Below are 13,869 nucleotides of genomic sequence, written 5' to 3' on the forward strand. Positions count from 1 at the left end.
GGGGAGTGGAAGAAAGGGGCGCCGGACGATCGCGGATATAAACCGGACTATCCAGCATGGATCGCGCTATCGACAGCGCCTATCTTCGGTCTGGCCTGGGCAAAACCGGATCTCATCGAGCCGAGGAAGAGGTGTAGGACTACGAAAGCGCTTGTCCTTCGCTGGTACGTGATGGGCGAAGATCCCCGATGTCGGCAATGCTCCGCCTGCGCTTCGGTCGACGACCGGGGGCCTGGGATACTGGGCGATTCCTTACCTTGACTTACGGAACAATGTTCCATATAAGAACGGAGCATCGTTCCTCTTGTGGCCACGGGCGATGGAGCGAACTCCCTCCATATCGGCAAAGGCACCGTCGCCGCCGCTGAGCGCAGGTTCGTCCACCACAGTCTGAGATCGAATTAGGGGGCTGCCCCTTTCGCTGCTTCGAAGGGAGTGACCACGTGCCCCCTGTCGACTGCCAGCCCGAAGGTCACAGAAAACCCCTTCTCGCGCACAGGCGTGTTCGGTGGCTGCTCCCATCCGCGGCGGCAACGTTCGATACAAGAGCGTTCGACACAGAGAGACGGCTTATGGATTTCGACCCGGTGGATACGGTGATGGTGTGGATCAGCGCTTACGGCCTGATCGGTCTCTTCGCCATCGCACTGTTGGAGCGCTTCATTCCCCTGGTGCCTTCATACGGGCTACTGCTGGCTGTCGGCATCGCCGCTGCGGAGGGCGTCTGGTCGCTTTCGACCGCGTTCCTTACAACCTTCGTGGGTAGCGTCTTCGGCTGCGCGGCCTGCTTCTACGCCGTCAGGCAGCTGGACGAGGCGCGATCCACGCGCTTTCTGATCAAGGCTGGCAGGCTCTTCGGCTTGTCCGCCGAGCGCATCGAGAACGGAATCGTGTCCGTGCGTCGAAATCAGACCGTGCTGGCTTTCTCGCTCCAACTCGTGCCAACCGTCAGGCTTTTCGCCCCGGCCTTCGCCGCCCTTCTGCGAGGGAACTCGCGCAGCTTCCTGGTCGCCTCGACCGCCGGTATCGCGATCTGGAACGGCCTGTTCATCGGCATCGGATATCAAGCCTCGCGCTCGATCGAGGCGTCGAATACGACGGTTCTGGCCCTGGCCGCCCTTGGCTGCCTGCTCGTCGCGGAAGTGGCTCTGCTCTGGATCGCACGATGGATTCGAGCTCGGCGCAAGTCGGGATGTCGCTCTGTGCGTTGTCCTGGTGGCACCCCGTAATGACAAGCGATCGGTCACGCCGTCGTCGTCCCCTCGCAAAACGTGTTCGAGGTAATTTTCCATGAAGCACCAGAATTTGACCGAGGCGCTCGGCTTCTTCCAGGCCTGGCTCAAGAGCCCTCTGCGCGTCGCCGCCATCGCACCGTCCGGGCGCGCACTCTCCAGTCTCATCACCTCCGAAATCTCGCACGATACCGGACCGGTCATCGAGCTGGGGCCGGGCTCTGGCTCGTTCACTCGGGCCTTGATCGCCGGCGGTGTCAGGCAGGAAGACCTCGCGCTGATAGAGTTCGGATCCGAGTTCGCCGCCGCGCTCCATTTCCGCTATCCGCAAGCGCGCACGCTGTGGATGGACGCTACTCGTCTGCGTACCGTCGATCTCTTCGATGGCAGGCTCGCCGGTGCCGTCGTCAGCGGGCTACCTCTGCTGTCGATGCCGCCGCGCAAGATAATCGCGATCCTGGCCGGTGCGTTCCGTAAGATGAGAGTGGATGGTGCTTTCTATCAGTTCACCTATGGCCCAAGCTGCCCGGTTCCGCGCAGGTTGCTGGACCGCCTCGGGCTCGAGGCGGAGCGCATCGGCGGAACGCTTGCCAACATTCCCCCCGCGGCGGTCTATCGCTTGCGCCGACGCGCTCCCGAAACGGGTCTCTGACCGTAGGGCGGGCCGCTATAGCGGGTGTGCAGCTCGGTTGCCCCGCACAGGAGGTGCGCGACGACCTCCCGTGAGGTCAGCTGCTGCGGTTCGCACTTGGGTGAGTCAGGTACTGGCTTCCAAGCCTGGCGGTCGAGCCATGCGGCTGGCTCCGCGCTGGCCGCACTCACGGGACTCAACTGACGGTGGAGACGATCTCGCTCACCCAATCGATGAATGCATGCAGCTTGGCGCTCCTGCGTCGGCTGGGATGAAACGCCGCATGCAGCGGCATGGGATCGAGCCGCCAGTCCGCCAGCAATCGGGTGAGTGCGCCCCGTGCCACCTGTTCCCGGGCCATATAATCCGGTAGCCAGACGATGCCCAGGCCTGCCAAACCTGCAGCCAGATAGGCATTGCCGTCATCTACCGCCAGCGCATAGCTGCCGCGGATGTTGACCAACTCCGCGCCTCGACGCATGGCATAGGGGAAGTGCAGGTTCTTGTGTGCCCATAAATAGCCCACGACCCGGTGGAGCGGTCCTTCCAGCTCCTTGGGATGAGCCGGTTCGCCGGCGTGACGCACGTACGCGGGGGCCGCATAGGTGCGCAGCTGAAGTTCTCCCAAGCGCTTGGCGACCAATGACTGATCGGAAACAGGGCCGCCGCGGATGACACAGTCGATGTTCTCGTCCAGAAGATCGACCGCGCGGTCGCTGACGCGCATGTCGATCTGGATGCCGGGATAGCGTTGGTGAAACGCTGGCAAGGCCGGCACCAGGATCATCCTCGCCAGTGGGCTCGGCACGTCGACGCGTAGCCGGCCCTCGACCAGCCCGTGGGCCTGCGAGACGCCGTTTTCCGCCTCTTCCAGGTCCGCGAGCAGCCGTATCACCCGCTGATAGAAGGCCGCGCCGGTGTCGGTGACCTTGACCTTGCGGGTGGTCCGGCTGAACAGCTTCACCTGCAGACGTGCCTCCAGCTTCTGTACCAGCTGTGTCGCGGTCGCCCGGCTGATGTGCATCGTTTGCGCCGCTTTGGTGAAGCTGCCGGTCTCCACGACCCGGGCGAACACTTGCATGGCATCGAACCGATCCATCTTTTGTTTCCAATTGTAGGCTCTGATTGTTCGTATTTTATGAATACTGTTGGGTGGGCGCGAGGATTTATCGGCATGGGTGCGCGGCCTACAGTGATCACTTCGTTTGCACTGAAACCGACGGCTACCCGCCGCCAAGCGAGAGCTCCCGCCATGACCGTATCCCGTGATGCTGTTTTTCCAGCCGGGCGCCAAGCCCTGTACGAACGTAATCGCTATTCCCCCGCAGTCCGCTCGAACGGTTTCCTTTTCGTTTCGGGCCAGGTCGGTAGCCGCGATGATGGCTCGCCGGAGCCAGAGCTGGAGGCGCAGATCCGCCGGGCCTTCGATAACCTGAACTCGGTGCTCGAAGCGGGTGGCTGCACCTTCGATGACGTGGTCGATGTCACCGTGTTTCTCGTCGATCCCCAGTCCACGCTCGACACCGTCTGGAAGGTGCTGCCGGACTATTGGGGCGACGCGCCTCACCCAACCCTTACAGGGGTCGGCGTCACCTGGCTGTATGGCTTCCATTTCGAGATCAAGGTGGTCGCACGCCTGCCTGAAAGCGGCAACGCCCCGGCTTGACAGTCGGAACATTGTTCCATATAAAACTGGAACGATGTTCCTCTTGTGCCCTGGGCCAAGAGGTCGATGGTCCAAACGCGAGAGGAGGAGGTGAAGATGCAATATCGTCCGCTAGGCCGCACCGGTATCAAGGTCAGCCCCTACTGCCTCGGCGCCATGATGTTCGGCGCCATGGGAAACTCCAATGACGATGAGACCACCCGGATCATCCATAAGGCGCTCGATGCCGGAATCAACTTCATCGACACCGCCGATGCGTACAGCCAAGGGGGCTCGGAGGAGGTGGTCGGCAAGGCGCTGCAGGGGCGGCGCGACAGCGTCGTGCTCTCTACCAAGTTCTATCATCCGATGGGGAAAGACCCGAACCAGCAGGGCGGCTCGCGCCGCTGGGTCACCCGCGCGGTGGAGGATTCCCTGCGCCGGCTGCAGACGGACTACATCGACATCTACCAGCTCCATCGTCCGGTGCCCGATACCGACATCGAGGAAACACTGTTCGTCCTCGACGACCTGATGCGCGCGGGCAAGGTCCGTGCGATCGGCACCTCCACTTTTCCCGCCGCCGACATCGTCGAGGCACAATGGGTGGCCGAGCGGCGCGGCCTCTCTCGCTTTCGAATCGAGCAGCAGCCGTACTCGATCCTCAACCGCGGGATCGAAAATGCTATCCTGCAGACGTGCCAACGCTACGGGATGGGGGTGTCGGCTTGGAGCCCGCTGGCCAAGGGTATGCTTTCGGGGAAATATCGCAAGGGCCAACCGACGCCCGACACGCTGCGGGCGAAGTACTTCCCGAAATTGATGTCGGACGCCCACAGTCTGGAAGCCGTCGAGCAGCTCGTCGCGCTGGCGCAGGATGCCGGCGTGCCGTTGATCCACATGGCGATCGCCTTCGTGCTATCCCACCCTGGTATCACCTCGGCCATCATCGGTCCGCGCACGATGGAGCAGTTCGACGACCTGCTGGCTGGGGCGGGCGTTGCGCTCGATGACGCGCTGCTCGATCGGATCGACGAGATCGTCCCGCCCGGAGCGGACATCGCACCGCTGGAAGGCTCGGCCTACGTGCCGCCCGCAATCAAGCAGCCCGAGCTTCGCCGCCGCCCGGTGTCCGAGCGGGCGGCTGCTTGATCGGTGTATGCTCGAGGTCCCAGATGAACGATAGGACCAGCGATAATGGCGGCAAGCCGGCAGGAGCAGGGCGAGGGCACGCCTCGCCCCAAGCGCGCCGATGCGCAGAGAAAGAAGGCCGCTCTGGTGAAGGCGGCGTTGGAGGTCTTCACCGAGTCAGGCGTCGATGCGCCGGTTCGTGAGATCGCGCAGCGGGCTGGCGTTGGACTTGGAACGGTTTACCGTCATTTTCCGCAGCGCTCGGATCTGATCGTTGCGGTCTATCGCAGCCAGGTGGATGAGTGCGCGGATGCGGCCGAGATTCTCGCGGAGCAGTACCAGCCCTTCGAGGCGCTCGCCGGCTGGATGCGGCGTTTCGCGGATTTCATCTCGACCAAGCGCGGCCTGGCAAGAGGGCTCAACTCCAGCGACCCGGCCTATAGCGCCTTGCCTGGCTATTTCTTTTCCCGTCTCGGACCTGCGCTCCAGATGCTGCTGGACGCCGCCATCGAGTCCGAGGCCATCCGTCGGGGCTACAAGGCGAGCGAACTGCTCCAGGCGGTCGCTGCCTTGGGCCGAGGCGGCCATGACGAGGAGCCCGGCCACCTGAGCAAGATGGTCGAATTGCTGGTCGATGGCCTGCGCTATGCCCAGGCCATACAGGAGGAGGGAGCGCCGAAAGAGCGCACTACTCCGCCTGCCTCCTAAACCGAGCTGGCCCCGACTGCGCCCGGCCCCTGTCGCTCGGCATCCGCCGGCCTGCAGCCCCGCGACCGACGGGCGGTGATGTTCGAGCAGGCCAGCCTTGCGGCTTGTGATCGCTTCTATGCAATGCGCCGCGGCCTTCAGCCGCGGCGCTCTCGTTTGGCCCCGACCCACCAAGCTCTGGCCATGCAAGAAGACCCCTCAGAAGAGCTGACCCCTTTCCCGCTGAGATATCGAGCGTCGCATCGACATCCATTCAGCGCCGGCTGAATGCCTGGCCACTGGCAAGCCCTCGAGCTAATTGTGCGTTATTTCGTACATGTCGTTCGGATTAGTACGTCTTATCGTACGGAACATATTCCATCATCATGCTAAGCGGAAACAGCAGCTCCTCTAATCCAACGGTTCGGCGTCTCGCATCGATGTTCGCTGCCGGCGACCGACTCAGGCGGATTCCCCCTGACTGTGGAGAAACACATTGTCTCAAGTAATTCTCATCACTGGAGCGTCGAGCGGTTTCGGCTCGCTGATTGCGCAAACGCTGGCCCGTCAGGGGCACATCGTCTACGCCGGCATGCGAGACATCGCACGGCGCAACGCCTCGAAGGTGGCGGAGGCGGCGAAGTTCGCGGCTGACAACGGCGTCGTGCTCAATCCCATCGAGCTCGACATCCAGCTTCAACCGGTGGTCGACCAGGCGATCGAGACGATCATCGCCGAGCAGGGGGCGATCGACGTCGTGGTCCATAACGCCGGGCATATGACCTTCGGTCCTACCGAGGCCTTCACCGCCGAGCAGCTCGCGCAGCTTTATGACGTCAACGTGCTCGGCACGCAGCGCGTCAATCGCGCGGTACTCCCGCACATGCGCGAACGCGGCACCGGCTACCTGGTCTGGGTGTCGTCTTCGAGCGTGCGTGGCGGCATTCCGCCGTTCCTCGGCCCCTATTTTGCCGCCAAGGCGGGGATGGATTCGCTCGCCGTCACCTACGCTTATGAGCTCGCTCGTTGGGGCATCGGGTCCACCATCGTGATGCCCGGGGTGTTCACCAGCGGGACAAGCCACTTCGACCATGCCGGCCAGCCGGCCGACTACGCGGTCGCAGCTGAGTATGCACGAGGGCCTTACGCCGTCGTTCCCGACGTCGTCATGAAGGGGATCGAGCGCCTCGAGCCGGACGACAACGATCCGCAGCTGGTCGCCGACGCGATCGCAGGGCTGCTCGCTTCGCCCGCCGGGGCTCGGCCGTTTCGTGTCTACGTCGATCTGTCCGAGGACGGTTGCGAGGTCGTCGACGCGGTCATGGAACGTGTGCGCGCCGAGTTCCTGCGCCGTGTCGACCTCGGCGATCTGCTCAAGGCCGCCCCCCGCAATATCGCCAACTGAAGAACAGGAGAAGGAATCATGTCCACCATCAATCGTCGTGTCGCCATCGTCACTGGCTCCTCGCGGGGCCTCGGCCGAGCCGCGGCCGAGCGGCTGGCCAAGGACGGGCTTGCCGTCATCATCAACTACGCCGGCAACGAGGCCGCAGCCAAGCAGACGGTCGATGCCATCACGGCGGCCGGCGGCGAGGCCAGGCCTTTCAAGGCGGACGTCGCGGACGAGGCGCAGGTCGAAGCGCTGTTCGACTTCACCGCACAGGAGTTCGGCGGCGTGGACGTCACTGTGAACTGCGCAGGCATCATGACCACCAAGCCGGTCATCGATTTCACCGTCGAAGAGTTCGACCGCATGCACGCGATCAACGTACGCGGAACCTTCCTGGTCTCGCGCGAGGCGGCACGACGGATGCGTGCGGGAGGCGCGATCATCAACATCTCGACCGCGGCCGAGCGCCAAGCCCTGCCGGCCTATGGCCCCTATGCGATGTCGAAGGGCGCGGTCGAGGGCCTGAGCCTGGTACTCGCCCGCGAGCTCAAGGGTCGTGACATCACCGTCAATGCGGTCGGCCCCGGTCCCGTGGCCACCGAGCTGTTCCTCACAGGCAAGGACGAGGCGCTCATCGAGCGGATCGCAAGCCTCAACCCGTTCAATCGGATCGGGCAGCCGCCCGAGATTGCCGAGGTGATCTCGTTTCTCGCCGGTCCCGCCCGCTGGATCAATGGTCAGACGATCTTCGTGAATGGCGGCATGAACTGATCTTCGCCCGCCCAGCCGACCGTGCACATGGAAGTGCGCCTCATCGGCCTGGAGAACCTGCTTCACCCGTGCATCAGCGAGTGAAGGCCCAGCGCAGCGGCGTAAGTCCGACGCACTGGTCGATCTCAAACCTCGAGTGCTCTAGGAGAAACGAATGAGTCATTCCCAGGATTCACCGCGCGGCTATCTCACGGTGACCGTCGCCGCCGCCGTCACCGCCGCTCTTGCCGCCGCTGGCGCGCTCGCGCTTTCGCTGCCGGTCTGGGCGATGTTCATCGGCTGGATCGCGTTCTTCACCCGCGGCCTGACCACCCGGTCGACGTTCGAGAACCTGGGGTGCGTCTGGCTCGGGCTGGGCATCGGTGCGCTATCGGCGCTTGCCAGCGGCGCACTGGCCCCGGCGCTGGGCGTGTCGCTGGCGCTGCCTCTGGTCGTGTTCGTGGTCGCCTTGGTCGTGGTCTCGCTCCGCGGCATGCCGGTCCTGAACAACCTGCCGAGCTACTTTCTCGGCCTCGTGACCTGGTTCGCCGCGCATCTCGAGCCGGCTCTCGAGAGCGTCGTCCACCTGGCCGGCGCCACGACGCTCGGCTCGATTGCGGCCTGGGTCTCGCACTTCATCCCGCGCCAAGTGCTCAAGGTCGCTTGAGCATGAATGCTGCGACCTCGTCTTCCAAAGCGCGCCTCGCATGTTCCCGGTGGCGAATTCGTCCCGGATACCGGCGTGCTCCGGCCAGGAGTCCCTCGCCATGACCCGACCTGCAATCCCCGACGCACGCCGGCCGCACGCGCTGCAAACCCTGTTCAACCTGCGCCGCGAGGAGATCGGGCCGGTACTGATCGCGGCGCTGTTCTTCTTCTGCGTACTGACCGCGCTGATGCTGCTGCGGCCCGCGCGCGATGCACTGGGCATGGAGCGCGGCATCGAGAGCATCCGTTGGCTGTTCATCGGCACCGCGTTGGTGACGCTGGCGGTGAACCCGCTGTTCGGCTGGCTGGTCAGCCGCCTGCGGCGGCTGCAGTTCATCAGCGCGACCTATGGCTTCTTCGTGCTGAGCCTTGCCGGCTTCTGGGGCCTTTTGATGTTCGCGCCCGGCGCGATCGGCGAGCGCAGCGGCCAGGTGTTCTTCGTCTGGTTCAGCGTGTTCAACCTGTTCGTCACCATGGTGTTCTGGGCGCTGCTGGCCGACCGCTTCACCAGCGACCAGGGCAAGCGCCTGTTCGCCCTGATCTCGGTCGGCGGCACGCTCGGGGCGATCTTCGGCCCCTGGCTCACCTCGCGGCTGGCCGAGCCGCTGGGTACCCCCAGCCTGCTGCTGGTCGCCGGCGGGTTCCTGCTGCTGGCGCTGGCCATGGCCTGGCTCCTGGTGCACGTGGCGCCGGACCGGGCGGGCACCGATGCGTCCGCCGCCACGGCCGCACCCGCCGACGAGTCCGAGCGCATCGGCGGCAGCGCCTGGGCGGGCCTGCGCGCGGTGTTCCGCTCGCCCTATCTGACCGGCATTGCCGGCTACATCCTGCTGATGACCATCCTCGCGACGTTTGTCTACTTCACCCGCCTGCAGATGGTCGCGCAGGTCGCGGACGACATGGATGCGCGCGCGGCGCTTCTCGGCAACATCGACATGTGGACGCAGGTCGCGGTGCTGGCGCTGCAGCTCACCCTGACCGGGAAGATCATCCAGCGCTTCGGCCTGGGCGTGGCGCTGGCGATCCTGCCGGTGGCCACTGCGCTCGGTTTCATCGGCCTTGCGATCTACGGCTCGTTCGTGGTGCTGGTGCTGCTCGAGGCCACCAACCGCGCCGTGCAGCGCGGCATCACCCGACCGGCGCGTGAGGCGCTGTTCACCGTGGTGGGCCGCGAGGAGAAGTACAAGGCCAAGGCCTTCGTCGACACCTTCGTCTACCGCGCCGGTGACGTCGCCGGTGCGCAGACCGAAGGAGCGCTCGGGCGTCTCGGGTTTGCGATGGGTGGACTGGTCAGCGTGGTGGTGCCGCTGGCGCTGGTGTGGGCGGCGCTTGCGCTGTGGCTGGGCCGCGCGCAGGCGCGGCGCTCGCCCGAGCCTGCATCCCCCGACGGTGCGCGCGCTGGATGAACCGGCCCCGAGGCGCACGTCGCATCAGCGCAATCCAAAGCATTACCGCAATCCAAAGGTAGAAAAACCAACCCGCTGTGAGGACTACACAATGATCGACACGTTGCGAATGGATGACACCCCCGGCCGCCGTCGCGGATGGCTAAGCCGTTTCGCCGCGCTTGGCGTGCTGGTGAGCTGCGCGTTCGCCGCGGGCGGTGCGCTTGCGCAAAGCGCGCCCGACCCCGACTGGAGCCTGGCCGACATGCCTGCGCAGAACGGGCGCATTTTCCTCGTCACCGGCGGAACCAGCGGCATGGGGTACGAGGATGCCAAGGCCCTGGCCGCTGCGGGTGCTCAGGTGGTGATCGCGGCCCGTAATCCGCAGCGGGGCGAGGAAGCGATCGCTCGGATCAAGCAGGAAGTACCCGAAGCCCAGCTGCAGTTCGAGGCGCTCGACCTTGCCAACCTGGACTCGGTGCGCGCACTGGGAGAGCGCCTCAACGCAACGCTGCCCCGGCTCGATGGGCTGGTCAACAACGCGGCCATCATGGCGCCTGCCGAGCGTGCCACCTCGGCGGATGGCCTCGAGATGCAGTTCGCCACCAACTACGTGGGGCATTTCGTCCTGACCGCCGAGCTGCTGCCGCTGTTGCGCGAAAGCGATGCTCCCCGCGTCGTGACCTTATCCAGCATCGCTGTCCATCGCGGCAGCATCAATTTCGACGACCTTCAATCGACGCAGGCCTATGACCCCTATGCGGCCTACGCCCAGTCCAAGCTGGCCGGCCTGATGTTCGCGTTCGAGCTTCAGCGGCGAAGCGAGTCCGAGGGCTGGGGGATCCAGAGCATGGCCGCCCATCCCGGCGTCGCGGTGACCGAGCTGATCGAGCGTGGCCCAGGCTTCGACAGCGAGTTCGGACGCAACTGGTCCGAGGACCGCGAAAGCTATCACTCCGCCGCTCAAGGGGCATTGCCCACGCTGTATGCCGCGACCGCCCCCGACGCGCAGGCCGGTGCCTACTACGGGCCGACCGGTGAGAACGAGCAGCGTGGACCGCTCGGCTTGGCCACAGTGCCTTCCGCTGCAGGGGATGCCGAAGCGGCCGCTCGGCTGTGGACGATCACCGAGGAGATCTCCGGTACTGGTTTCCCCCCGCGCGTTCGTTGACCGCATTGGGCGGCTGATGGATGACGCCAACATCGCTACTGCCAACACACCAAGAGAACGACAGCAGCCATGAGCACAGGAACAACCACCTCGGAAGTCAGGAGCTACTGGCGCATTCTGCTGGCCGCGATGATTGGTACGGGCTGCGGCCTGTTATCCATCACCTTCTATACCCAGGGCCTGTTTTTCCAGCCAGTGACGGCCGAGTTCGGCTGGACGCGCGCCGAGTTCTTCACCAGCTACATGATCCTCATGCTGCTGGGTGTCGTCACCGGACCGCTGGCCGGAAAACTGGTGTCGCGATTCGGCGTGCTTCGTGTCGGCCTGTTCGGTCTGTTCGGACATTTCCTGGGCTACCTGCTCTTGGCGTTGAACCCCGGCTCGCTCGTCCTTTGGTATCTGAGCTATGCCGCCTTGTCGATTCTGGCCGCGGGTTCCCTGCCGATCACCTGGACCGCATTGGTGAGCCAGTATTTCAGGGTGCGCCTTGGGCTCGCCATCGGCATCACCATGAGCGGAACGGGTGTCGCGGCAGCCTTGGCGCCGCTTTACGTGCGCTTCGGACTGGACACCTTCGGATGGCGCTGGACCTATGCAAGCCTCGGACTTATCGCGTGGGTTCTGGCGAGCATCGTGGTGTTGTCCTTCATCCGCAGCTCCGGGCCTGCGCAAACGCGCAGGCCGCCCCCGCCAGCGGTCCTGGATGGCCTTTCCCCGCGACAGGCCTACCGCAGCTACCGCTTCTGGTTCATCAACCTGGCGGTCTTCGTGATCTCGCTCGCCGTTGGCGGGCTGGTTCCCAATTTCGCGCCGCTGCTCGCTGAAAAAGGCATCGCGGCCTCCGATACCGGAACGGTCGTCAGCCTGCTTGGGGTCGCCATCATCGTCGGTCGACTGTCGGCGGGCTACTTCATGGACCGCATGTGGGCGCCGCTCGTCTGCGCCATCTACTTCTCCGGCTCGGTCGTCGGCATCGCCTGCCTGCTGATGCCCGCGCCGCTGTCGCTCGGAACAGTCGGCTTCGCCGCGGTGATGGCCGGCCTCGCGCTTGGGGCGGAGCTGGACATCATCGCCTACATCACCCGAAGGTACTTCGGTTCCAAGCACTACTCCGAGATATTTGGCGGCGTTTACGTCTTCTTCGCTGTCGGTGTCGGCATTGCGGCTTCAGCCTGGGGGTTCCTGGTCGATTGGACCGGGAACTACGACCCCATTCTCGTCGCATCCATCGGCCTGATCGTCTTCGCGAACGCGCTGATCCTCATGCTCGGGCGCTACCCCGAATCAGCCTCGTTCAGCCGCAGCGCTGAGGCACCCTGACGACCGCCAAGTAGGTGGTACACATCGAGATCAGTTGGCCAAGCACGTTGTCGCATTCGGTGGAGGAGAGGTTGCGCTCGAATACACTGCGGACCGTGCCGAAGATCGTAGCCAGGAGCGTGAGATTCACAGTCGGCAGATCAGCGAGGTCCGCATTGGATGCGCTGGCGAACATGGCGGCGGTCGCCGCGTCGACGCGGTGCTTCGCAGCGGTCGCTGGCTGGCATGGCAAGTGGTTTGGCAGGCGGTCGGGGACTTCGGCAGTCTGTCAAAGCAGGCCCGCGGTGAGCGCCTTGAGCGTGGCCGCCGCCCGGGTGGCGCAGTCTAGTTTTCGAAAGATGCTCTCGACATGAGTGCCTACGGTGCTGGGGCTGATACCCAGCGTGCGGGCGGCCTCCTTGTTGCTCGCGCCGAGGCTGATCTGCCGCAGGACCTCGAGTTCGCGTTGCGATAGCACAGTGCCGGTGCCGGGCGCCGGTCGCGTAGGGGCGATGCCCGATGCCACCATGATCGCGGTTTCCACGATGTCGACGTCGAAGCGCCCGGAGCTTGCCTCTTCCCGGAGAATCCGTGCCGCTTCCCGGTGCGTGTGCGCGGGCCGCCATGGACGCGCCTCGACCAGCGTTTGCAGTTCGACGGCCGTGGCCAGCACCCGATGCGACGTCGCCAGCGCCGCGCCCCCCACGCCGCGAAAGTAGCCGCTGCCGTCCAATCGTTCATAAGCGTAGGAAGCGAGTTCCGTCGCGGGACCCAGGCCAGGGATCTGGCGTGCCGCTCGCGAGGTCCAGTAAGGCATCAGCCGGACCTGCTCCCACTGATGGCTAGAGAGCTGGTCGGGCGGCGTGTTCCAGAGCTGGTTGGGCAGCGCCGCCCGCCCGATGCCATGCAGCAGCGCGGCGTCTTGCAGCAGCTCCCGTTCGGCTTTCTCCATGCCGATGAGCTCGGCGCACTGGCAGGCCAGGTGCGCGACTCGCCGGGAGTGCCCGGCCAGCCAGGGCAGCTTGAGCTCCACGACGTCCGCCAGCAGCGTAAGCTGGGGAGGCGTCTGGGTTCCCCCGGCGCGGAGGTCCCAGTCCGAGACGCGAGGGGGCATGAGTTCCATGTCGTCGAGCCAGCGCAGGCCATGTTCGATCGCAAGCATAGTGAGGTCGGCTGGGTACTTCGCGCCTGCCTCGGCTTGCAGGAACTTCAGCGCCTGTTCGCGCCCATGGGCGCGCGCGAGTATCTCCAGGTCGCTCGCCACGTTGACCCGGTAGGTCGCGCGCGGTACCGCGTCTGCGCCGAGACCCTGCGGCGACCCCAGGCCATCGTGGCGTTCGAAGGCGTGGCGCAATCCTGCCTCCACCTCAGGCGGCAGGCCCAGGTTCGCCGCCACATCGCCGGATATCTCGCAATGAATGACGGCCAGCGGCACGATCAGCGAGCGGGTGTGCGCATCCAATGGCGGCAGGGTTTGCGCCATCATCGCTTCGCGCGAGGCAATGTCGTCGCCCAGCAGTTCGGCGAAGCCGCTGGCATTGGCGGTGCAGCCCGACCAGCGCAGCAGCGCGACCGCGCGAGCATGGTTCTGCTCGGCGGGACCAGCGCCTTCGGCTGCGGCGAGCAGGCCTGCCAGGCAGGCCGTGCGGCGCGAATGGTCGGTTGCGCGCCCCATGCTGAGGTCGCCGACGAAAGCCAGCGCTAGAACGGCATCGGTCAGTTCCATAAGGCCAGTGGTGAGATGGATGGTGTGATGGGGGAGGGAACGGATGCGGGATGGACTATAGCGGCACCGCTCATCGGGCGGGTATCGGTTGATCGACCGATGCCGGTCGAAGCG

At 65.0% G+C, this 13,869-nt stretch carries 13 protein-coding genes; 11 read left to right on the plus strand and 2 right to left on the minus strand.

Going from position 1 to position 13,869, the window contains the following annotated elements; genetic code table 11:
- Nucleotides 1–572: 572 nt before the first annotated feature.
- Nucleotides 573–1,229 (plus strand): DedA family protein, encoded by a 657-nt coding sequence (locus A5892_RS08995; protein WP_064122521.1) that lies wholly within the window; start codon nucleotides 573–575, stop codon nucleotides 1,227–1,229.
- 61 nt (nucleotides 1,230–1,290) lie between these two features.
- Entirely contained in the window at nucleotides 1,291–1,884 is a 594-nt protein-coding gene (locus A5892_RS09000; RefSeq protein ID WP_223302841.1) for a class I SAM-dependent methyltransferase, read from the plus strand.
- 175 nt (nucleotides 1,885–2,059) lie between these two features.
- Here the strand turns inward: A5892_RS09000 and A5892_RS09005 are convergent, their stop codons facing one another.
- Entirely contained in the window at nucleotides 2,060–2,962 is a 903-nt protein-coding gene (locus A5892_RS09005) for a LysR family transcriptional regulator (RefSeq protein WP_064122522.1), read from the minus strand.
- A 153-nt stretch (nucleotides 2,963–3,115) separates the two neighbouring features.
- On the opposite strand from A5892_RS09005, the gene A5892_RS09010 reads away from it, so the two are divergent.
- The 9 genes from A5892_RS09010 to A5892_RS09050 all read left to right on the plus strand — a co-directional run bounded on the left by A5892_RS09010 (nucleotide 3,116) and on the right by A5892_RS09050 (nucleotide 12,050).
- A complete protein-coding gene (locus tag A5892_RS09010) occupies nucleotides 3,116–3,529 on the plus strand; it encodes a RidA family protein (protein ID WP_064122523.1) in 414 nt (137 codons plus the stop codon).
- 96 nt (nucleotides 3,530–3,625) lie between these two features.
- Complete coding sequence (locus A5892_RS09015; protein ID WP_064122524.1) at nucleotides 3,626–4,660, plus strand: aldo/keto reductase; 1,035 nt, start codon at nucleotides 3,626–3,628, stop codon at nucleotides 4,658–4,660.
- Between the two features lie 45 nt (nucleotides 4,661–4,705).
- Nucleotides 4,706–5,347, plus strand: coding sequence for a TetR/AcrR family transcriptional regulator (locus A5892_RS09020; RefSeq protein ID WP_150123516.1), 642 nt, complete (start codon nucleotides 4,706–4,708; stop codon nucleotides 5,345–5,347).
- A 475-nt stretch (nucleotides 5,348–5,822) separates the two neighbouring features.
- Nucleotides 5,823–6,731, plus strand: a complete 909-nt coding sequence (locus tag A5892_RS09025; protein ID WP_064122526.1) for an SDR family oxidoreductase — start codon at nucleotides 5,823–5,825, stop codon at nucleotides 6,729–6,731.
- Between the two features lie 18 nt (nucleotides 6,732–6,749).
- A complete protein-coding gene (locus tag A5892_RS09030; RefSeq protein WP_064122527.1) occupies nucleotides 6,750–7,487 on the plus strand; it encodes an SDR family oxidoreductase in 738 nt (245 codons plus the stop codon).
- A gap of 154 nt (nucleotides 7,488–7,641) precedes the next feature.
- Nucleotides 7,642–8,133, plus strand: a complete 492-nt coding sequence (locus tag A5892_RS09035) for a DUF1097 domain-containing protein (protein ID WP_064122528.1) — start codon at nucleotides 7,642–7,644, stop codon at nucleotides 8,131–8,133.
- Between the two features lie 100 nt (nucleotides 8,134–8,233).
- Nucleotides 8,234–9,580, plus strand: a complete 1,347-nt coding sequence (locus A5892_RS09040; protein ID WP_064122529.1) for an NTP/NDP exchange transporter — start codon at nucleotides 8,234–8,236, stop codon at nucleotides 9,578–9,580.
- Between the two features lie 91 nt (nucleotides 9,581–9,671).
- Entirely contained in the window at nucleotides 9,672–10,730 is a 1,059-nt protein-coding gene (locus tag A5892_RS09045; RefSeq protein WP_064122530.1) for an SDR family oxidoreductase, read from the plus strand.
- Nucleotides 10,731–10,799: 69 nt separating this feature from the next.
- Nucleotides 10,800–12,050, plus strand: coding sequence for an MFS transporter (locus tag A5892_RS09050; protein WP_064122531.1), 1,251 nt, complete (start codon nucleotides 10,800–10,802; stop codon nucleotides 12,048–12,050).
- Nucleotides 12,051–12,318: 268 nt separating this feature from the next.
- On the opposite strand, the gene A5892_RS09060 is transcribed toward A5892_RS09050, so the two are convergent.
- Nucleotides 12,319–13,755, minus strand: a complete 1,437-nt coding sequence (locus A5892_RS09060; RefSeq protein WP_064122533.1) for an HD domain-containing phosphohydrolase — start codon at nucleotides 13,753–13,755, stop codon at nucleotides 12,319–12,321.
- Between the last annotated feature and the right edge of the window lie 114 nt (nucleotides 13,756–13,869).

The sequence above is a fragment of the Halotalea alkalilenta genome (genome assembly GCF_001648175.1).
Taxonomy (GTDB): Bacteria; Pseudomonadota; Gammaproteobacteria; order Pseudomonadales; family Halomonadaceae; genus Halotalea; species Halotalea alkalilenta_A.

Excerpts from the sequence above, each read along its gene's own strand:
- A5892_RS09060 (WP_064122533.1), bottom strand. The coding sequence starts at position 13,755 with ATGGAACTGACCGATGCCGTTCTAGCGCTGGCTTTCGTCGGCGACCTC.
- A5892_RS09050 (WP_064122531.1), top strand. The coding sequence starts at position 10,800 with ATGAGCACAGGAACAACCACCTCGGAAGTCAGGAGCTACTGGCGCATT.
- A5892_RS09030 (WP_064122527.1), top strand. The coding sequence starts at position 6,750 with ATGTCCACCATCAATCGTCGTGTCGCCATCGTCACTGGCTCCTCGCGG.
- A5892_RS09045 (WP_064122530.1), top strand. The coding sequence starts at position 9,672 with ATGATCGACACGTTGCGAATGGATGACACCCCCGGCCGCCGTCGCGGA.
- A5892_RS09040 (WP_064122529.1), top strand. The coding sequence starts at position 8,234 with ATGACCCGACCTGCAATCCCCGACGCACGCCGGCCGCACGCGCTGCAA.
- A5892_RS09020 (WP_150123516.1), top strand. The coding sequence starts at position 4,706 with ATGGCGGCAAGCCGGCAGGAGCAGGGCGAGGGCACGCCTCGCCCCAAG.
- A5892_RS09000 (WP_223302841.1), top strand. The coding sequence starts at position 1,291 with ATGAAGCACCAGAATTTGACCGAGGCGCTCGGCTTCTTCCAGGCCTGG.
- A5892_RS08995 (WP_064122521.1), top strand. The coding sequence starts at position 573 with ATGGATTTCGACCCGGTGGATACGGTGATGGTGTGGATCAGCGCTTAC.
- A5892_RS09035 (WP_064122528.1), top strand. The coding sequence starts at position 7,642 with ATGAGTCATTCCCAGGATTCACCGCGCGGCTATCTCACGGTGACCGTC.
- A5892_RS09005 (WP_064122522.1), bottom strand. The coding sequence starts at position 2,962 with ATGGATCGGTTCGATGCCATGCAAGTGTTCGCCCGGGTCGTGGAGACC.
- A5892_RS09010 (WP_064122523.1), top strand. The coding sequence starts at position 3,116 with ATGACCGTATCCCGTGATGCTGTTTTTCCAGCCGGGCGCCAAGCCCTG.
- A5892_RS09015 (WP_064122524.1), top strand. The coding sequence starts at position 3,626 with ATGCAATATCGTCCGCTAGGCCGCACCGGTATCAAGGTCAGCCCCTAC.